This is a genomic window from Gluconacetobacter dulcium (assembly GCF_014174165.1).
GTDB lineage: Bacteria > Pseudomonadota > Alphaproteobacteria > Acetobacterales > Acetobacteraceae > Gluconacetobacter > Gluconacetobacter dulcium.
This window is the reverse complement of sequence record NZ_JABEQN010000007.1, coordinates 1-19,601: the sequence shown is the minus strand read 5'-3', so window position 1 is coordinate 19,601 and position 19,601 is coordinate 1. Positions and strand designations below refer to the sequence as shown.

The 19,601-nt window shown below is 65.0% G+C and carries 18 protein-coding genes and 1 tRNA gene; 12 read left to right on the top strand and 7 right to left on the bottom strand.

Features of this window, described 5'->3' with window-relative positions:
- The first annotated feature begins 33 nt into the window (after positions 1-33).
- Both HLH25_RS07410 and HLH25_RS07405 read left to right on the top strand, forming a co-directional pair.
- Positions 34-645 carry a glutathione S-transferase family protein gene (locus HLH25_RS07410; RefSeq protein WP_182973450.1) on the top strand — a complete coding sequence of 204 codons (612 nt, stop codon included), beginning with the start codon at positions 34-36 and terminating at the stop codon, positions 643-645.
- 101 nt (positions 646-746) lie between these two features.
- Entirely contained in the window at positions 747-941 is a 195-nt protein-coding gene (locus HLH25_RS07405) for a hypothetical protein (RefSeq protein ID WP_182973449.1), read from the top strand.
- Positions 942-947: 6 nt separating this feature from the next.
- Here the strand turns inward: HLH25_RS07405 and HLH25_RS07400 are convergent, their stop codons facing one another.
- Positions 948-1,679 (bottom strand): DUF2459 domain-containing protein, encoded by a 732-nt coding sequence (locus HLH25_RS07400; protein ID WP_246401600.1) that lies wholly within the window; start codon positions 1,677-1,679, stop codon positions 948-950.
- Between the two features lie 185 nt (positions 1,680-1,864).
- On the opposite strand from HLH25_RS07400, the gene HLH25_RS07395 reads away from it, so the two are divergent.
- Positions 1,865-2,614 (top strand): TetR/AcrR family transcriptional regulator, encoded by a 750-nt coding sequence (locus tag HLH25_RS07395; RefSeq protein ID WP_310889070.1) that lies wholly within the window; start codon positions 1,865-1,867, stop codon positions 2,612-2,614.
- A gap of 15 nt (positions 2,615-2,629) precedes the next feature.
- Here HLH25_RS07395 and HLH25_RS07390 read toward each other — a convergent pair whose 3' ends face one another.
- Positions 2,630-3,412, bottom strand: coding sequence for an IclR family transcriptional regulator (locus tag HLH25_RS07390; protein ID WP_220791720.1), 783 nt, complete (start codon positions 3,410-3,412; stop codon positions 2,630-2,632).
- Between the two features lie 93 nt (positions 3,413-3,505).
- Between HLH25_RS07390 and HLH25_RS07385 the strand changes: the two genes are divergently transcribed.
- The 3 genes from HLH25_RS07385 to attM all read left to right on the top strand — a co-directional run bounded on the left by HLH25_RS07385 (position 3,506) and on the right by attM (position 7,051).
- Complete coding sequence (locus tag HLH25_RS07385) at positions 3,506-4,972, top strand: NAD-dependent succinate-semialdehyde dehydrogenase (protein ID WP_182973447.1); 1,467 nt, start codon at positions 3,506-3,508, stop codon at positions 4,970-4,972.
- A 58-nt stretch (positions 4,973-5,030) separates the two neighbouring features.
- The gene (locus tag HLH25_RS07380) at positions 5,031-6,191 is read left to right on the top strand and encodes an iron-containing alcohol dehydrogenase (RefSeq protein WP_182973446.1); all 1,161 of its coding nucleotides are present in this window, start codon (positions 5,031-5,033) and stop codon (positions 6,189-6,191) included.
- Positions 6,192-6,259: 68 nt separating this feature from the next.
- Positions 6,260-7,051, top strand: coding sequence for an AttM family quorum-quenching N-acyl homoserine lactonase (gene attM / locus HLH25_RS07375; protein WP_182973445.1), 792 nt, complete (start codon positions 6,260-6,262; stop codon positions 7,049-7,051).
- A 19-nt stretch (positions 7,052-7,070) separates the two neighbouring features.
- Here attM and HLH25_RS07370 read toward each other — a convergent pair whose 3' ends face one another.
- Positions 7,071-8,147, bottom strand: a complete 1,077-nt coding sequence (locus HLH25_RS07370; RefSeq protein WP_182973444.1) for an ABC transporter substrate-binding protein — start codon at positions 8,145-8,147, stop codon at positions 7,071-7,073.
- Between the two features lie 185 nt (positions 8,148-8,332).
- Between HLH25_RS07370 and HLH25_RS07365 the strand changes: the two genes are divergently transcribed.
- A tRNA-Asn gene (locus HLH25_RS07365) sits at positions 8,333-8,408 on the top strand.
- 93 nt (positions 8,409-8,501) lie between these two features.
- On the opposite strand, the gene HLH25_RS07360 is transcribed toward HLH25_RS07365, so the two are convergent.
- Positions 8,502-9,137: a LysE family translocator gene (locus HLH25_RS07360; protein ID WP_114727287.1), complete on the bottom strand. Its 636-nt coding sequence runs from the start codon at positions 9,135-9,137 to the stop codon at positions 8,502-8,504.
- A gap of 3 nt (positions 9,138-9,140) precedes the next feature.
- Positions 9,141-9,776, bottom strand: coding sequence for a TetR/AcrR family transcriptional regulator (locus HLH25_RS07355; protein ID WP_182973443.1), 636 nt, complete (start codon positions 9,774-9,776; stop codon positions 9,141-9,143).
- 117 nt (positions 9,777-9,893) lie between these two features.
- Here HLH25_RS07355 and HLH25_RS07350 point away from each other — a divergent pair, with 117 nt between their 5' ends.
- The gene (locus tag HLH25_RS07350) at positions 9,894-10,598 is read left to right on the top strand and encodes a glutathione S-transferase family protein (protein ID WP_182973442.1); all 705 of its coding nucleotides are present in this window, start codon (positions 9,894-9,896) and stop codon (positions 10,596-10,598) included.
- A gap of 15 nt (positions 10,599-10,613) precedes the next feature.
- Positions 10,614-11,483, top strand: a complete 870-nt coding sequence (yghU, locus tag HLH25_RS07345) for a glutathione-dependent disulfide-bond oxidoreductase (RefSeq protein ID WP_182973441.1) — start codon at positions 10,614-10,616, stop codon at positions 11,481-11,483.
- 27 nt (positions 11,484-11,510) lie between these two features.
- On the opposite strand, the gene HLH25_RS07340 is transcribed toward yghU, so the two are convergent.
- Complete coding sequence (locus tag HLH25_RS07340; RefSeq protein ID WP_220791718.1) at positions 11,511-12,098, bottom strand: HD domain-containing protein; 588 nt, start codon at positions 12,096-12,098, stop codon at positions 11,511-11,513.
- A gap of 85 nt (positions 12,099-12,183) precedes the next feature.
- Between HLH25_RS07340 and HLH25_RS07335 the strand changes: the two genes are divergently transcribed.
- Both HLH25_RS07335 and HLH25_RS07330 read left to right on the top strand, forming a co-directional pair.
- On the top strand, positions 12,184-14,328 hold the full coding sequence (locus tag HLH25_RS07335; protein ID WP_182973439.1) for a phosphocholine-specific phospholipase C: 2,145 nt from the start codon (positions 12,184-12,186) through the stop codon (positions 14,326-14,328).
- 69 nt (positions 14,329-14,397) lie between these two features.
- Positions 14,398-15,135, top strand: coding sequence for a UTRA domain-containing protein (locus HLH25_RS07330; protein WP_182973571.1), 738 nt, complete (start codon positions 14,398-14,400; stop codon positions 15,133-15,135).
- Here HLH25_RS07330 and HLH25_RS07325 read toward each other — a convergent pair.
- Complete coding sequence (locus HLH25_RS07325; RefSeq protein ID WP_220791716.1) at positions 15,122-16,372, bottom strand: DUF5690 family protein; 1,251 nt, start codon at positions 16,370-16,372, stop codon at positions 15,122-15,124. The two genes, HLH25_RS07330 and HLH25_RS07325, sit on opposite strands and share 14 nt — an antisense overlap.
- A gap of 303 nt (positions 16,373-16,675) precedes the next feature.
- Between HLH25_RS07325 and HLH25_RS07320 the strand changes: the two genes are divergently transcribed.
- Complete coding sequence (locus tag HLH25_RS07320; RefSeq protein WP_182973437.1) at positions 16,676-19,459, top strand: TonB-dependent receptor; 2,784 nt, start codon at positions 16,676-16,678, stop codon at positions 19,457-19,459.
- Positions 19,460-19,601: the final 142 nt, after the last annotated feature.

Genomic DNA, 19,601 nt, shown 5'->3' with positions numbered 1-19,601 from the left:
ACCATCCGCAGAAACGGAAAAGGGTACGCCCCCATGCGTCTCTACGATCTCGACGTTTCGGGAAACTGCTACAAGGTCCGCCTCTTCGCCGCGCTCAGCGGCACGACGCTGGATCTTGTCCCCGTCGATCTCGCCGCCGGCGCCCATCACGCGCCCGCCTTCCACGCCCTCAACCCGTTCGACGAAGTCCCGGTCCTGGAAGATGGCAGCCTCGTGCTGCGGGATTCGCAGGCGATCCTCATCTACCTCGCGGGCAAAAGCAGCGATCGAAGCTGGTGGCCCCAGGACCCGGCGGATCAGGCAAGGGTCGCCGAATGGCTGTCCGTCGCCGCCGGCGAAATCCGCAAAGGCCCCAACGCCGCCCGCCTGATCCGGAAATTCGGCTATCCGCTGGACATGGCCGACGCCCTGCGCTGGACCAACCGGCTCCTGCCAATCCTCGAATCCCATCTGCATGCGCGGGACTGGTTCGCGCTCAACCACCCCACGATCGCCGATTGCGCCCTGTTTCCCTATCTGGCGCTCGCTCCCGAAGGGGGCATCGACCTCACGCCCTATCCAGCCCTGCGGCGATGGTTCGGCCGGGTCCGGGCCTTGCCGGATTTCATCGGCATGCCGGGGCTGGACGGCCACCCGAGCGCCTAACCGACGAACATCACGGGAAAAATCACCGCCGACCGGCAACCGGAACGAAAACCGCGCGATTGAATAGCTGCCGCTCTCATTCCTCCCGCAAGGCACCTTCCATGACCGACGTTCCGTTGCCACGCCACCCGTTCCGCCTCTCCACCGCCCTGTGCCTGCTCCTTCTCCCGCTGGCCGCATGCAGTTCCGCCAGCGGCGAGGGCGACGACCACCCGCCCCACGGCAAGAACGTCATCGTCGTGCCGCGCGGCACCGATGTCGTCTGCCCCGACGGCACCCACCCGCCTTGTCCGTAACACCACTCACGGCCCCTCCGGACGGCACATCATGGCGGCGGCACGCGCGCCGCGCGCCATGACCTGGCCCGCGAACACCACCCCATCGTCCGAAACCGGCAGGCCCGCCCGGCCCAGCGCCTGCGCCACCCATCCGTTACAGGTATGGAACAGCGTGTAGCGGCTGCGCGCCGCATAAAACAGGCTCTCCGGCCGATGGCCGACCGCGATCAGCCGTGGCCGGCCGTCCCGCCCTCTCTCCAGATCCCCCCCGATAAATTCCGACAGACGATCGGTCTCCGCCCGGCTCATCGGCAGCACCACCACGGCATCCGGGCCATAGGCCCGATCGGGCGTGGTGGTCATGGCAAAGACCTGCACCACGGCCGGGCCGGGAAACGGTCCGATCAGATATTCTTCCACGCTGGACGCCGGCGCGGTGAAGAACGTCTTCTTGCCGTAACCGAACAGAACGGTCCGCGCGCCGGGAAAGATATCGCGATAAACCGCCAGCGGGCCGGAGAGTGCGGCCACCGGCACGCCGATTTCGGTATGCCACCCCCGATCGACCAGATAGACCGCAGTGCCTCCCACGGCCCGGCAGGCGAGGGGCCGGCCGGTTCCGGCACAGCCGGCCAGCAGCAATCCCAAGGCAGCCAGAACCGGCAGACGCCGTGAAACGGCACACCCACGCGTCATGCGCATCGACAGCGCCCCCGGACAGACCGGCTTTCCATGTCCCGAATATCGACCCTTCATGCCATTCCACGGTCCTGCCCGGACCGAAAGGACGCATGCCTCATCGCACATGAGAGCGTGCGGCCCCGCCGGACGCGGACGCGCGAAACACGCCCTTTCGGCCAGACCGCCCATCAGACCATGGAACATGAACCGGCCATGCATTAAGAATTACCAGAAAGCAGGCATCAGGAGCACAGGTCGGCGTGAGCGTGAGGCAGAAAACCACCGGTTCGAACAGGACGCATGACGATCCCCCGGCCCGTCCGGCCCGGCGCGGCCGCACACAGGCCCCCGCGACGGCCGATACCGTCCCGAACCCGGAACGCCGACAGGAAATCCTGGAAATCGCCGCCAAGCTGTTCGCCGAATATGGCTACAAGGCGACATCGATCCGCGAGATCGCCGAACGGGCCGGCATGATGGGCGGATCGCTATACTACCATATCCGCTCGAAAGAGGCCCTGTTCATCGAAATCCACGACCGGGCGCTGGACGCGGCGGCACGGCGGGTGCGCGCCGCCATGGCCTCGCACACCGCGCCGTGGGCCAGGCTGGAGGCCGCATGCAGCGAGATGCTGGAAATCCAGCTCAATGCCGAATCCCTCACCCTGCCGATCATGAACAATTTCCGCTCGGTGCCCGAGGAGGTGAAAGCCGCCCTCGTCAAGAAGCGCGACGAGTTCGAAACCATCTTCCGCGACATCGTCGACGCCCTGCCCCTGCCGCCGGAGATGGACCGCCAGATCTATCGCATCCTGCTGCTGCGCCTGCTCAACACGGCGGATACCTGGTACCACGAAGGCCGCATGTCCCGTGCCGAGATCGCGATGCAGATCCTCGCGATCTTCCGCCACGACGCCCCGACGACGCAGCGCACCAAGGGCACGACGAAAAGCAGCACGAAGGCCGCCCCAAAGGAAACCCCGGCCCGCAAACGCCGCGCGGCGGCATAAGACCGGCAACGCCGGTCAGCCGCCCCCCAGCCGGCGCGACAGGTCGGCGGCAGCCTCGACCAGGCTGCGCCCCAATGTTGCGATCACCTCCGGCGTGGCCTCGCTGCGCGTAAGCGACAGCGCCAGCGCCGCCACGGCGTGGCCGGTATGATCGCCAACCGTCGCCCCCAGGCAGAACAGCCCCTCGCGGATCTGCCCATCGTCGATCGAAAAGCCCCGCTCCCGCGTCTCGACCAGTTCCCGTCGCAGAGCAGGCAGCGAGGCCACGCTGTAGCGCGTCAGCGGCGCCGGAAATCCCTGCGCGAACAGTCCATCCAGGTCCCGCTCCGGCCGGGCCGCCAGCAGCGCCTTGCCCGTCGCGGTGAAAGGGGCGGGCAAACGCATGCCGATCCGAAACGTCACGTCCAGCGGACGGCTGGCATCCGAACAGGCGATATAAACCACCTCCCCCCCGTCCAGCACCGTCATCGTCACGGTGAACCGGTCGAATCGCCGCGATTCAGCGATGGCATGCCGGAAGACCGAGACCAGATCGGTCCGGGCCAGGAAATCGCCCGCCCACCGCAAGGGGTGCGGCCCCGTCCGCAGGCTGCCGTCAGCCGCGCGCACCAGCAGCCCCAGTTCCTCCATCGCCTGCACCAGCCCATGCGCGGTGCTCTTGGGCAACCCCAGCGCGCGCGCCAGTCCGGAAAGCGTCGGCGCGTCGGAAGACGCCGCAACATGGTCGAGAATCGCCACCGCCCGGCGCAGCGCGGGCACATGCGCCCCGGCGGACCTGATCTGATCGTGACCTTCCACCGCCCCCTCCCACCTTGACCGAAGAAGCGCGACGCTCCCACAGTTCATCATGATGACCATCCGTTCAATATATTGAACGATAGGGAGACGGCAATGGTAATGCTGAAAGACCCGACCCTGCTGCGGTCGGACTGCCTGATCGACGGCAAATGGATCACAGCGCCCGGAGGCCCCGCCCCAGGACGCACCACGCCCGTGACCGACCCGGCCACCGGGCAGATCGTCGGCCAGGTGCCCGATCTGGGCGCGGCCGAGGCCGAAGCGGCCATCGCGTCGGCCGCCCGCGCCCTGCCCGCCTGGTCGGCCCGCACCGCGAAGGATCGGGGCGCCATCATGCGCCGCTGGTTCGATCTGGTGATCGCGAACGCCGACGACCTGGCGGCGCTGATGACCGCCGAACAGGGCAAACCCCTGGCCGAGGCGAAGGGCGAGGTCCTCTATGCCGCCTCGTTCATCGAATGGTTCGCCGAGGAAGCCAAGCGCATCTACGGCGAGACGATCCCCGCCCCCACCGCCGACAAGCGGCTGCTGGTCATCAAGCAGCCGGTCGGCGTCTGCGCCGCGATCACGCCGTGGAACTTCCCCGCCGCCATGATCACCCGCAAGGCGGCGCCGGCACTCGCGGCCGGCTGCACCATGATCGTCAAACCGGCCGAACAGACGCCGCTGACCGCGCTGGCCCTGGCCGTGCTGGCCGAACGGGCAGGCGTCCCGGCCGGCGTCCTGCAAGTCATCACCGGCGATGCCCGCGCCATCGGCGGCGTGCTGACCGGGTCGGACGTGGTGCGCAAGCTGTCCTTCACCGGCTCCACCGAGGTCGGGCGCATCCTGATGGCCCAGTCCGCCCCCACCATCAAGAAACTCAGCCTGGAACTGGGCGGCAACGCCCCCTTCATCGTCTTCGACGACGCGGACCTCGACGCGGCGATCGAAGGAGCGCTGGCCTCGAAATACCGCAATGCCGGCCAGACCTGCGTCTGCGCCAACCGGCTCTACATCCAGTCCGGCATCCATGACGCCTTCGCCGCCCGCCTGGCCGAGACGGTGCGGACAATGAAACTCGGCCGGGGCACCGAGCCCGGCGTCACCGTCGGCCCGCTGATCGACGAGGCCGCGGTCCAAAAGGTCGAATCCCACGTCGCCGACGCACTGGCCCAGGGCGCGACATTGGTGACGGGCGGCAGGCAACCCCCGCTCGGCGGCAATTTCTACGAACCGACGATCCTGACCGGCGTCACCCAGAAGATGAAGGTCGCGCGCGAGGAAACCTTCGGCCCCGTCGCCCCCCTCTTCCGCTTCGAGACCGAGGAGGAGGTCATCGCCATGGCCAACGACACCGAATTCGGTCTGGCGGCCTATTTCTATACCGAGAACGTCCGCCGGGTCTGGCGCGTCGCCGAGGCCCTGGAATACGGCATGGTCGGCCACAATACCGGCCTGATCTCCAACGAGGTCGCGCCCTTCGGCGGCATCAAGCAGTCCGGCCTGGGCCGCGAGGGCTCGCGTCACGGCATCGAGGAATATCTGGAAATCAAATATCTCTGCTCCGCCATAGGCTAAAAAAAACCGGCATCGGGCCAGTATCGTTCAAAAAACAAGATCAAAAGAGAATAACGATATGACCTTCACTCCCTTCGGCTTCACCACGGTCCCCCATATCCATGTGGAATGGGGCGGCGCAGGCCGCCTGGGCGAGACACTGGCCGGGCGGTTCGCTGCCCGCTCGGCCCTGCTGGTCACCGATGCCGGACTGGTCCGCGCCGGACTGATCGACCCGGTGCGGACCTCGCTGGAACAGGCCGGCTTTCAGGTCACGCTCTTCGACGATGTCGTCGCCGATCCGCCGGAAAGCGTGGTCCTGGACTGCACGGCCGCCGCACGGGCACAGGGGGCGGATATCGTCATCGGACTGGGCGGCGGCTCGTCGCTGGACATCGCCAAGCTCATCGCCGTCACGGCGGGGTCGGCACAGGATCTGGCCTCGATGTACGGCGTCGGCAACGTCACCGGCACGCGCCTGCCCCTGGCCCTGATCCCGACCACGGCCGGCACGGGGTCCGAAGTCACCAACATCTCGATCATCACCACGGGCGAGACGACCAAGATGGGCGTCGTCTCCCCCCAGCTCTACGGCGATTTCGTCCTGCTCGATGCCGCGCTGACGGTCGGCCTGCCGCGGATCCACACGGCGGCGACGGGCATCGACGCCATGGTCCACGCGATCGAGGCTTATACGTCGAAATTCCGGAAAAACCCGATCTCGGACATGCTGGCGCGCGAGGCGCTGCGCCTGCTGTCGGCCAACCTGCTGCCCGCGTGCCGCGACGGCCACAACCGCGCGGCGCGCGAAAACATGCTGCTGGGCGCCCTGTTCGCCGGCCAGGCTTTCGCCAACGCGCCGGTCGCCGCCGTCCATGCGCTGGCCTATCCGCTGGGCGGCCATTACCACCTGCCCCACGGCCTGACCAACGCGCTGATGCTGGGGCCGGTGCTGCGCTACAACGCCCGCATCGCCGCCCCGCTTTATGCCGAACTGGCCGATGTCGTCGGCGCGCCGGGCGAAGGCGACATCCACACCCGCGCGGCCGCCTTCGTCACGCATATGATGACGCTGATGGACGAAAGCGGCGCCCCCCGCCGGCTGCGCGATGTCAAGGTGACCGACAACAGCCTCGCCATGCTGGCCCGCGACGCCATGAAACAGACCCGGCTCCTGGTCAACAACCCGGTCGAAATCACCGAAGAAGACGCCCTGGCCCTGTATCGCGAGGCCTTCTGAACCGCCCGGCGAAATCCAGTCGAAACCACGAGGCCGGCAAACGGCCCAAGCCACGAAGACGCCCCACCATGACCGATATCCGGCTGTACATGTTCCAGAGCGGGTCCGTAAAATGCAAGCTGCACAACATCAAGATGAACGAAGGCAACGGCGCGGACTATGAAATCCCGATTCCCTTCTTCCTGATCACGCATCCCAAGGGCCACACGATCATCGACGGCGGCAACGCCGTCGAGGTCGCGACCGACCCGCGCGGCTACTGGGGCGCGATCTGCGACACCTACTGGCCCGTGATGACCGAGGCGGACGGATGCGTGGCCCAGCTCGCCCGCCTGGGCATCCGGCCCGAGGACGTGCGCCATGTCCTGCAATCGCACCTGCATCTGGACCATACCGGCGCGATCGGCCGTTTTCCAAACGCCACCCACATCGTCCAGCAGGCGGAATATGACTATGCCTACGCGCCCGACTGGTTCGCGACAGGCGGCTATATCCGGCGCGATTTCGATCGTCCGGGGCTGAAATGGCAGTTCCTCAACGGCCTCGCGGACGACCATCACGATCTATATGGCGACGGCGTGCTGACCACGGTGTTCACGCCCGGCCACGCACCGGGTCACATGTCGTTCCTGGTCCGCCTCCCCGGAACCGGCGCCACCCTGCTGACGATCGACGCCGCCTACACGCTCGATCACTGGGCGGAACGCTCCCTGCCCGGCTTCCTCACCTCGACGATCGACAGCGTGCGCTCGGTGCGCAAACTGCACGCCCTGGCCGAACGCACCGCCGCCCGGATCGTCACCGGTCACGACCCCGAGGCTTGGCCCCACTTCCGGCAGGCGCCCGAATTCTACGACTGAACGGATGCCGGGCCGGGCATCAGGCCGGCCCGGCATCCGGAATCAGCAGCGCGCCGGATTCATCGGCCTCCAGCACATTGACGCACAGCCGCCGCGCATAAGCGGCCGAACCGACCGCATCGGGCACGCGATCCAGCAGCTTCATTTCATCCACATATTGCGACACCTGCACCCGCAGGTCATGCCCCACGGGGCTGATCCCCAGGCTTTCATGCCGCAGCATGGCCAGGATCTGGGCGGCATCCATGCCATCCGTCGCCTCGGCCATCAGCCCGGCGGCCTCGTCGGGATGCTGGCGGACCCAGTCCGAGGCCGCGCGCAGCGCCATCACCAGCGATGCGGCCCCCACCGGGTCGGACCGCAACAGGGCGTCGGAGAGGCCGAGGGCCAGATTGGTCCGTTGGCTGTAATGCCCGGTCGTGCTGTTCGCCAGTTCAAAGAACAGCGGATCGGGCGCGTGAAGCCACTGCCACGCCAGCGGATCGTGCGCCGCCACGGCATCGATCTCGCCGGCCCGCGCGGCGTCTTCGATCTGCGCCGGCGCCAGCGTCACCCAATGCACCGCATCGTCCGGATTGATGCCCTTGCGCCGCATCATGACCGAGAAGAACAGCCGGTCGGCCATATCCTGGTCCGTCACCGCAATGCGCATACCGGCGACATTATCCAGCCGCGAGCCCTTGACCCCACGCCGCACCAGCAGGCGAAAGCCCCCCGATTGCAGACCGGTGACCAGATGCACCGGAATCGGGCCAAGACGGTAACGGTCCAGCCAGGTCAGAATCGGCGCCGCCGCGCCCACGGCCCGTCCTTCCACCACATCGGCGATGGTCGTCCGGCCGGTTCGCGCCCCATCCACCAGCGTCACGTCCAGATTGTACGTGCCGAAAAACCGCGCCTGCGCGACATGGAACAACAAACGATTCGACGACGGCCAGGACAGGACCATCCGCCGCGCCCGACCATCCAGCACGACCTTGTGCATCACCACCGGCCGGGGGCGCCGATAATGCACCACCACAGCGCCCACGACGGCCGCCCCTGCTGTCGCACCGCCCGCGCCAAGCAGCAGGCGCCGCCTCGTCAGGCCACGCATGGATGACCGGCCTTCTGATCCATCCCCGTCCCAGGCCCCCTTCAGCCCCTCTCCGGCGCAATGCAGCTCATCGCGCACGAGGCTTCATCGCATGGTTGGGGCCTCCTCTCCTAGCCGTCAAAAAAAAACGCATCAGGGGGTTTACCTCCGTCCCGAACCTCCGCTATACGGTGCCCCGGCGCTGATCCCGAATAGCTCAGTTGGTAGAGCAAGCGACTGTTAATCGCTGGGTCGTAGGTTCGAGTCCTACTTCGGGAGCCACCCTTTCCATCATAAAACGATGCATTGCTCACCCGACGGAGAATGCCCCCGCCGGAGCCCGAGCCCGAGCCCGAGATTTAGGCGCCCCGCGATCTATGCGCCCCGATGCTCGGTCAGCATCCGCGCCGCCAACCCGCCCAGCACAGTGGCCATGACCCACCGCTGGGCCTTGGCAAAACCCGGCCTGGTTTCAAGAAACATCGCCATTCTCCCCGCGGATAGCGCAATGGCGGCATTGACCAGCACACTGATGCCGATCTGCATGGCTCCCAGCATCAGGATCTGCGCCAGCATCGACGAACCGGGCACGGTAAATTGCGGCAGCAGCGACAGATACATGACGGCGATCTTGGGATTCAGCAGATTGGTCATGAACCCCATGAGGAACAGCCGCCGATTGCCATCCGCCGCCAGCGCCCGCACCTGAAACGGCGAGCGCCCACCGGGCCGGATCGCCTGCCACGCCAGAAAGAGCAGGTAGGCCGCGCCACCCAGCCGCAGCGCATCGTAGGCATACGGCACCGCCATCACCAGCGCCGTGATCCCGAACGCGGCACAGACCATGTAGAAGACGAACCCCAGCGCGACCCCGCCCAGCGAGACCAGCCCCGCACGCGGCCCCTGACAGATCGAACGCGAAATCAGATAGATCATGTTCGGTCCGGGGGTCAGCGCCATCCCCAGCGCGACCAGAGCGAACGCGGCAAGATGCGTTACGGGCAAGATCATTTTTCAATCCTCTCGTGATATGGCACCGACCGGGCTGGCATCCGCCCGCTCGCCCGGCCCCGCCGCCAGCGACGCCATCAGGGCCGCGACCGCCCCGTTCAACACGGCGCGTTCAGGGCGGACCCGCACCAGCACGCGCACCCCCATCAACACGGCCAGACAATGCCGGGCCAGATCCGCCGCCGCCAGCAGGCGCGTGATACTGCCATCTTGCTGGCCCCGCTCGATACAGTCCAGAAAGAACGCTTCGATCCGGGCGAACGTGCCCACGATCACCGGCCGGAACTCGGCATCCCGCGCCGCGAATTCCAGCGCGGCGTTCACCACCATGCACCCCTTGTTCTCCGGGTCGTTCAACGAGCGCGCCATCACGTCTTCCAGATAGCCCCGCACACCCTCCAGCGGCGTCATGGCCTCATATCGCGCAATGCGCGGGCCGATCCCCGCTTCGATATACCGTTCCAGCGCCAGCCGAAACAACGACCGCTTATCCCCAAAGGCATTATACAGACTGGCGGCGGTCAGCCCCGTCTCGCCGACCAGATCGCGGATCGACGTCGCATCGAACCCCTGCCGCCAGAAGCACGCGACCGCCCCATCCAGCACGGCCTCTTCGTCAAATTCTCTCGGACGCGCCATTCCAACATCCATCCACGGGTCATCGGCCCATCTTGCCATACGCAACGCCACACGTCATTCTGTAACGCGCGTACTAAAACACCCCGTTCCCATGCGCCCCGATCGACTGGAGGCTTCATGATCCGCTTTTATTTCCACCCCACCCCCAACCCCGCGAAGGTCGCGCTGTTCCTCGAAGAAAGCGGCCTGCCCTACACGGTCGTCCCCGTCGACACCCGCAAGGGCGAACAGCATGACCCGGCCTTCCGCGCCATCAACCCCAACGGCAAGGTCCCCGCGATCGTCGATCCCGACGGGCCGGACGGCAAACCGGCGCGCGTTTTCGATTCCACGGCCATTTTGCTCTATCTTGCCGAAAAGACCGGCCGCTTTCTCGGCACCCCGGCCGACCGGCCGGACCTGCTGTCCTGGCTGATGTTCACCGCCACCGGCCTGGGCCCCTATTCCGGCCAGGCGGTGCATTTCCAGTATTTCGCGCCAGGGGATCAGGCGTACGCCATCAATCGCTATCGACGCGAGGCCGAGCGTCATTACCAGGTCCTGAACGACCATCTGAAAGACCGCGCCTATCTCGCCGGCACGCATTATACCATTGCCGACATGTCCGCCTGGGGCTGGATCGACCGCGCGGCACGGGTCATGAACACGACGGATGACCCGCTGGCTCCGTGGCCGCACCTGAAGCGTTTCTTCCAGACCATCGACGCGCGCCCCGCGGTGGCCCGCGCCCGCGCCGTCGGGCAGGATCATGTCTTCAAGACGGCCACGGACGAACAATCGCTCCGGGCCCTGTTCCCGTCCAACTACCCGCCCACACCCTGATACCGGAGCATCACCATGACCGATTACACCCCGCCCAGGATCTGGACCTGGAACAGCGCAAACGGCGGCCAGTTCGCCAACATCAATCGCCCGATCGCCGGCCCCACGCACGACAAGGCGCTCCCGGTCGGCCGGCACCCGCTCCAGCTCTATTCGCTCGGCACCCCCAACGGCGTGAAGGTCACGATCATGCTGGAGGAACTGCTGGCCGCCGGTCATGCGGGGGCCGAGTATGATGCGTGGCTGATCAATATCGGCACCGGCGACCAGTTCGGCAGCGGCTTCGTCGCCGTCAACCCGAACTCCAAGATCCCCGCCATGGTCGATCACAGCGGACCGGAGCCCCTCCGCATCTTCGAATCCGGCTCCATCCTGCTCTACCTGGCCGAAAAATTCGGCGCCTTCCTGCCGAAGGACATCGCCGGACGCACCGAATGCCTCAACTGGCTGTTCTGGCAGGTCGGCAGCGCCCCCTATCTCGGCGGCGGCTTCGGCCATTTCTACGCCTACGCGCCGCACAAGATCGAATATGCGATCGACCGTTTCGCGATGGAGACCAAACGCCAGCTCGACGTGCTGGACCGCCGCCTGGCGGAAACCCCGTACATCGCTGGCGACAGTTACACCATCGCCGACATGGCGATCTTCCCGTGGTATGGCGGCCTGGCCAAAGGCTGGCTCTACGGCACGTCAGCCGCGTTCCTGAGCGTGCAGGACTACAAACATCTGCAAGCCTGGGCCGACCGCCTGCTGGCCCGCCCCGCCGTCCAGCGCGGCCGCATGGTCAACCGCACCAGCGGCGACCCGTCAGAACAACTGCGCGAACGCCACGAAGCCAGCGATTTTCAGACGAAGACGCAGGACCGGATCGACAGCGCCGGATAGGCTCACCCCCGGCACCACCGGTCGATATCATTTGTCCGAAGCCGCTTCCCGCCTGGGGCGATCCGCGCCCTGGGCCACCAGCCGGATCAGAAGATCGCGATAGGATTCCAGCGGCGGCACCGCCATGTCCTGCATCTTGCCGGCATCGTCATAGCGGCGGACCTGAATGGCGTCGTGAAAATGGACATTCTTCTCGAACGCCTCGGCTTCCTCAGGCGTGAACGGTCCGCCCTGCAACCGCAGGCTCAGTTCGGACGCCGCGCTCAGCCCTTCGCGATATCCCGGCTCACGCGCGCAAAGATACCGCTTGGCATCGACATGCATCACGATCGGCGCGATCACCGACGACGGAAAATAAGGCCGCAGCAGCGCCCCGCCCCGGTGCTCGTGATACCCGTCCGTTCCCGACATTTCCGCCTGCGCGCCGGCCCGATCGATAAACTGCCCGATATCGTGCAGCAGCGCCGCGGCGACGATCGTATCAGGCGCTCCGTCCCGCTGCGCCAGACATGCGCACTGAAGGGCATGATCACGCTGCGAAACATCTTCGCCATAATCCTGACCACCAAATTCGGCGAAAAAGTCATAGATCCGATCGACAATATTCATAGTCACCCGACGCTCAGATTTCATTCTGGACTATACCAGATTTGCGGCCTATTTATTGGCTCCTCGGTCGCACCATGGCAAGGAAAAAGATATGTCCGGTCCGTCACGCCGTCGGGTTCTGTCCACGGCCGGCGCCTCCCTCGTCGGGCTCCCCTTCATGCGCAGCCTGGTCGAACGCGCCCTCGCCATCGCGCCCGCCCATCGGACCGGCTCGGTGCAGGACGTCGCGCATGTCGTCATCCACATGCAGGAAAACCGCTCGTTCGATCATTATTTCGGTGCGTTCAACGGGGTGCGCGGCTTCTCCGACCCCCACCCCCTGCGGCTGCCGGGCGGCAGGCCGGTATGGTGCCAGCCCTCGGCGGACCATCCCGACGGTTATGTCCTGCCCTATCATGGCGACAGCCGCAGCACCCGCTCCTTCACGGTCGATGGCGCCGACCAGAGCCACCTGGCCAACCTGACCATCTTCGCGGGCGGGCGTTTCGACCAATGGGGCGCCACGCACGAAATGCGGCAGCGCATGCTGCATTTCACCGCGGGCGACCTTCCGTTCTATTACGATCTGGCCAACGCCTTCACCCTCTGCGATGCATGGCATGCGTCCACGATGACGCAGACCTACCCCAACCGCCTGCACCTCTTCTCCGGCTGCAATGGCGGCGGCACGGTCGGCGGCGATCCGGAAATGGACAATTACGGCGAGTCCGAAACCCCCAGCGCCGACATGGCACAGGACCAGCCGCTGCGCGCCGACGCCTATAACTGGCACACCTACGCCGAACGCCTGGAAAATGCAGGGATCGCGTGGAAAGTTTACCAGGAATACGATAATTTCGGCGACAACCTGCTCTCGGTCTTCCCGGCTTTCCGGCCCTGCCCGCGCGAGTCCGGCCTGTATGCCCGTGGCCGCTCATGGGTCAGCGAGCATCGCAGCGGCGCCGATCGCACCCGTTCGGACGGCACCCAGCTTGTCGAGGCGTTCCGCGCGGATATCGCGGCCGGCCGACTGCCGCAGGTCTCATGGATCGTCACGGCAAAGGACCTGTCGGAACATCCGGAAGCCATTCCGGCGCGCGGCGAATTTGTGACCGCGAAACTGATCGAAGCCCTGGTCGATCACCCCGAGACGTTCGCCCGCACGGTCTTCATCACCATCTACGACGAAGCCGGCGGCTTTTTCGACCATATGGCGCCCCCGGTTCCCCCCCTGACCCCCGATCGGGGTTTCAGCACCGTCTCGACCGCCGGCGAGGCGAAACAGTACCCGCCCGGTACCCCCCACCCCGGCGCCCAGCCGATCGGCCTGGGCATCCGCGTGCCCGCGCTCATCGTCAGCCCATGGAGTCGCGGGGGCTATATCTGTTCACAATTATTCGATCACACATCCGTCCTGCGGTTCCTCGAACGGCGTTTCGGGGTAATGGAACCCAATATCAGCCCCTGGCGCCGCGCCGTCTGCGGCGATCTTCTCAGCGCGTTCGATTTCTCCCGGCCCACCGCCGACATCCCCCTCACGTTCCCCCATATCCGCGACACCCAAAGCCGGATCGCGCGGTCCCTGGCCGGCCGGGCCTTCGCCATTCCGGCCACGCAGCGCCAGCCCCGCCAGATGGCCGGCCAACGCCCCGTCCGCCCCCTGCCTTACGATTTCACGGTGGACATCGTGCCCGATGCCGAGGGCGCCCCCAGCCTCCTGATCGCCAATAGCGGCACCGTCGGCATATGCCTCAGCGTCCATGACAACAGCGACCGCAACGCCCCGCTCTTCTTCACGGTCGGGGCCGGTCACGATCACCATGCCCGCTTATGGGCGGAAACCGGCAGCGATCCGCGCCACGATTTTACGGTGCGCGGCCCCGACGGCTTCATCAGACATCATTGCGACACCTCCCCGCGCCTGCCCGTCGCGGTGCGGGCAGAGGCCGGATCGGGCCAGTCGCTCCGTCTGTCGCTGATCGGCCTCACCCCCCTGCCGCAGCAGATCCAGCTCACGGACGACACCACGCCCGCCCATTCCACTTTCCACCAGACCGTGCTCCTGGCCGGCGCGGTCCACACCGTCACGGTCCCGCTGACGCACAGCGATGGCTGGTATGCCCTGACAATCCGGAGCACCACCGACCCGTCCTTCCAGGCCCGCCTGTATGGTGCCGTCAGACCGACGAAAACGGACCCGGCGCTGGAAACCGCCATGGACGACCGGTCCGCGCCGGCCGCTCCGCGTCATACTTGACGCTGTATCCGCCATCCGTGATGCTGGACGACATTTCCGACCGTCGCACCATCATCAGGAGAATGCAGCCTGTTTCAAACCGATTCCGAAAACGACAGTGCCGAACCCCATTATCTTCGCCTGCGCAACCAGATCGCGAACGAGATCGAGGCCGGCATCCTGTCATCAGGCGCCCGGCTACCGTCCGAACGCAAATATCATGAACTGATCGGCAGCGCCCGCGGCACCGTCCGCGAGGCCCTGTCCCAGTTGGAAGCCGAGGGTCTGATCTACCGCAAGGACCGCAGCGGCTGGTACGTGTCGCCCAAACCCGTCACGTACGACCCCACCCGCTGGTCCGGCTTCATGACCTATGTGGCGGAACAAGGCCGCCTGCCGGCCACGGAAACCCTTCAGGTCAAGACCGAAAAGCAGCCGCCCGCCATCCTGGATATTTTCGGCAAGGGCGTCCGCAACCCCCTCTATCGGGTCGAACGCCGCCGCAGCATCGACGAACGGCCGGTCCTGGTCGAGGACATCACCATCAATCCGGCGCTCGCCCCCGGCCTGGCGCGTCACAATCTCAACGGGTCGCTCAGCGGCGTCCTACGCGATGTCTATGGGCTGGTCGTGACGCGCAACCATGTCGAAATGCGCGCATGCGCTCTGGTGCGGCACACGGCGGAATGTCTGGGGGTCAAATCCGGCACGCCGGGGCTTCTCGTCATCCGCACCAGCTACGACGCACGCGGACGGGTCATCGAATATGACCAGGAATATTGGTGCGCCAACGCCATCCGGATCGAGGTCGATCTCACGGTCGCATGACACGCGCCGGCGCCCCTCCCCCCAGGCGCCGGTGCGCCACAAACAGCGACAGCAGGCCAAAGCCGGTCACGACCGCCGCCGTGACATAGGCAAACGCAACATAGAACGACAGCCAGTTTCCCGGCGCGCCATACGCATTGCGCGACACGATCACCCCGACACTGCCGCAATACCCCGCCGCATCGGAAACATAGATCAGAAAACCCGAATTGCCCGGCTTGCCGATCGCGGCGATCATCCTGTCGAACAGCATGGCATTGAACGGCGTGTAGGCCAGATAAAGCCCCATCCCCGACAGCACCATCCAGACCAGCCCGGAAATCAGGCCGCATTGAAAGGAAGCGGTCGCCGCCGCCAGCATCAGCGCGCCAAGGATGATCAGCACCTGCATCGCCTGCAAGGCGGCCAGGTTCGCGCGCACCCGGTTCAACGCCGCCAGCACCACCAGCACGCCGATGGCGACCGGCACTTCGCTTTCGGTAAAGAGCGCCGCGACATCCCGATAGCCGGCGGCCTGCCACAGTTCGGGCGCGAAATTATCGCGAAAATCCCGGATCGCGGTCAGCATCACATAGCCGGCGACAAGCGGGAAGATCATCATCCAGTTCGCCCGCAGCATGGCCATGCGCTCGGCCCTGAACATCGGTACGCGCGGCATGCGCTCCTTCTCGTCCTGGGCATCGGGGGGCGGCAGGCTCTCCAGCGCCCAGACCGACAGCAGCAGCAGCGGAAAGAACACCGCGCCCACGGCGGCGGGCATCCACCAGATGCCGATGCCGCTTCGCACCATCACCTCTCCCACCGACTTCATGACCCCGGAGGAAAAGATGAAGCTCGCGCACAGGATCGCCCCCAGGATATCGGACTCCCGCCGCCCTTCCAGATAACTGAAGACCAGGCCCCATATCATGCCCAGCGGCAACCCGTTCAGCAGAAAGAACGCGGCATTCCATGGCGCGGGTGCGACGGCAAACAGAATCAGCGCCGCCCAGGCAATCGATACCAGCCCGATGATCGCATAGCCGCGCCCCGTGCGGCCGAACTGCGCGACCACGCGGATCCCGATCAGCTTTGAAAGCGCATAACCCGCGATCTGCATGATGATGACGGCAGATTTATAATCCAGACCATGCAGAAACGGCGCCACCCCCGCGAACGTGTCGGCGGCGACAGGCTTGCGAAAGGCGTACATGGAAAAATAGGCGGCAAACCCGGCGACGCCACCAACAGCCGTCATGGCGGGTCGGGGCAGACGCGATACGAAGCTCGATTTCATCAGACACCATTTGGTATATACCACAATTTTATAACCAGCCGTCGCCCCTGCCGAATGAAGGTTCTATGACAGGATCATTGACGCATGAAGACAAGCGTCACGACCAGAACCACCACCATGCCTCCCGTGAAAGAACGCCATTTTTTCTTCATTTATAAGTAAAAAACGCCATCACTCCGGTTCGTCACTGATTCTTAACAATACGTATCCGAGTCATTTTGGTATGGACCAATTATGTCTCGCATGGCCAACCGGGAGCCCAGGATGCCCTCTCCGCTCGACCACTCCACGCCCCAGATGCCAGGCTCCGGCCCGCGCCGCCGCGCCCGCATGGCAACCCTTCTGCTGACGACGACACTCATTGGCCCGTTCGCCTTCGCCGATCGGCCCACGTTCGCGGCAAGCCACAAAGCGTCCGACGACAGCACGCCCCCCTCGTCCGGACCGGGAAAGCGCCCCACAGCCGCGCCCGCTTCGGCCGACCAGGCGAAAAAGGATGTGTCCGCCCCGCATGTCGCGAAACCCGAGGCGATTCTCGTCACCGCCACGGCGGCGGCCGCGGACAGGACGGCGATCCAGCAGAAGAGAGTCCTGGCCGGGATCACCGACAGCCTGTCGGCCGAAGATCTCCGCAGTTCGACGACCAGTTCCATCGCCGACTCCCTGGGCAAGATACCGGGCGTCGGCGCGATCGTGAACCAGACGACGGGCCAGGGCCAGTATGTGACCATTCGCGGCCTGGCCGGCACCTACAACAATTTCATGCTCAACGGGGCCAAGGTCGCCAGCACCAATTCCGAAAGCCGCGACGTGTCGCTCAACCTGCTTCAGCCGTACGGCATGTCGGGGGTCACGGTGTCCAAGACCCAGACCCCGGACATGATGGGCGACGCCATCGCCGGCTCGATCGACTTCAAGACGCCGACCGCCTTCGATTTCAAGAAACCGCAGATGCTGCGGGTCTATTCCGCCGCCGGATATAATGACAGCGCGATGTCGCAGGACCAGTCCTCGTTCGGCGGACAGATTCAGGTCGATGGCGCGCGCCGCTTCCTCAACGACCGTCTGGGCGTCTATCTCTCGGGCTATTACGTCGTCGATCACACCCTGGGGCAGGAAATCGAAAATGACGGCGCCTACCGCCCCTATCACGAGGCCCCCGACAGCACGAGCGCGATCGATTTCAACAGCCTGCAATTGCCGGGCATCGACCTCGCCTATCGGCGCACCCGCCAGGCGCGGGTCGGCGGCTCCTTCGCCGTCGATTATCACGAGGATATCTGGTCGGCCTACCTGCACGGCCAATATGCGCGCCTTCAGGTCACCGGCAACCTGGACACGACCGAATATAACAACACCGGCAACTACTATAACGCGGCCGGCATCTGGGACCCGACCAAATTCCTGTTCGGCCGCGAATTTCAGGTCGAGGACGACAATCAGTATCTCGCCAATCTCCAGGGGGGCGGCAAACTCGACAAGGACCGGTTCCACCTGACCTTCAATGCCAGCGTCAGCCGGGGCCAGGATTCGACACCGAACGAATATTCGGTGGAATATGACAAGACCTTCGATGAAGGCATAAGCTGGAGCCACATCGACCCCCGCTTCCCGACGGTAACGGCCAGCCCGTTCGCCAACGCGGTGCAATACAACCCGGCCCTGCTGCCGCTGGACGGCGCGTCCCTGGAACGTAGCGCCACGACCAACACGATCGTTTCGACCAACCTGGACATCAAATACGACGTCAACGACATTATCAAATATTTCAAGGGCGGCTTCCAGTTCCGCAACTCCACACGCAGCTATTACGATCACCTGCTCTGGCAGGGCGATTTCTCGGGCACATCGCTCGATGGGCTCAATCTCGCCCAGTCCGGCCTGATCGACCGCACCGTCAACCAGATCCTGAGCAACCGGTATTATTACGGCGCCATCTATTCGCGCGATGCCGTCATCAACGCGATCCGCACGGCCATGCAGGCAACGCCGGGCGCGGGAACCAGTGCCGCCAGCCTATATGGCAACGACACGAACACGACCGAACGGGTCTTCTCGGGCTATCTCATGACCGACATCGAACTCGGCAGATTGTCCCTGATCGGCGGCCTGCGCTACGAACGGCGCAATACCGAAAGCACGTTCTTCAACGTCGATGGCGATACGCTGGCGCCCGCATCCTCCTACAAGGGCTACGGCGTCTTCCTGCCCAGCATCACGGCCAACCTGCCCGTCACGCGCAACCTTCTGCTGCGCGGTGCGATCTGGACCGGCTACTCCGCGCCGGAATATGCCTATCTCTCCGGTTCCCAGACGGTCACCCGCAATCCCGGCACCGGCAACATCATCGCGATCTCACAGGGCAACCCCAACCTCAAGGCAGCCCGCGCGCTGAATTTCGACCTGTCTGGCGATTATTACATGGACGCCAACAGCATGATATCGGTGGCCGGCTATTACAAGCAGATCCGCAATTTCATCTTCACCAACGGCGACTATGTCCCCGCCACCAATGAAGTCGGCAGCATCGACATCACCCAGCCGGAGAACGGCAAGAAAGCCCGCCTCTACGGCATCGAATTCAGCGCGTCACGGACATTGCTGGGGCTGATCCCGCATGCGTCCCCGCTCTATTTCCTCGACGGCTTCGGCGTCTCCGGCAACGTCACCTTCCAGCGCAGCAGCGCCAACAGCGGGCAATCGTGGCGCACCAAGGACACGCCCCTCGTTTACGCGCCCAATCTCCTCTACAATATGTCGCTCAATTACCGGAAATACGGCGTCGATGCCCGGCTGTCCCTGTCCTATCGCGGAAAATACCTCGAATCGCTGCGCTCCAACCAGCTCGACAAATGGGTCCAGCACAACAGGAACCTCAGCCTGCATGTCGGCTACAACATCACCCGCAACATCCAGGTCGCCTTCGACGGCAACAATCTGCTGAATGACTGGGCCTATTTCACAACCCGCGGCGAAGCCATCCAGTATCAGAAAGATTATATCGAGTTCGGCCGCACCTTCCTCTGGCACCTCGACTACGCCCTGTAAACGCTGCAATCCCCCGATCGTCTGATACAGTCCCCCCTGTCTGTTGGTGATGTGCGAGGATGTATAGCGGAAGGGAGCCCGTCCCCCCCGAGGGTCTGGAGCCCGTTTGGGAGCATGGGTCCCTTCCGCCTTTGCTCAACCC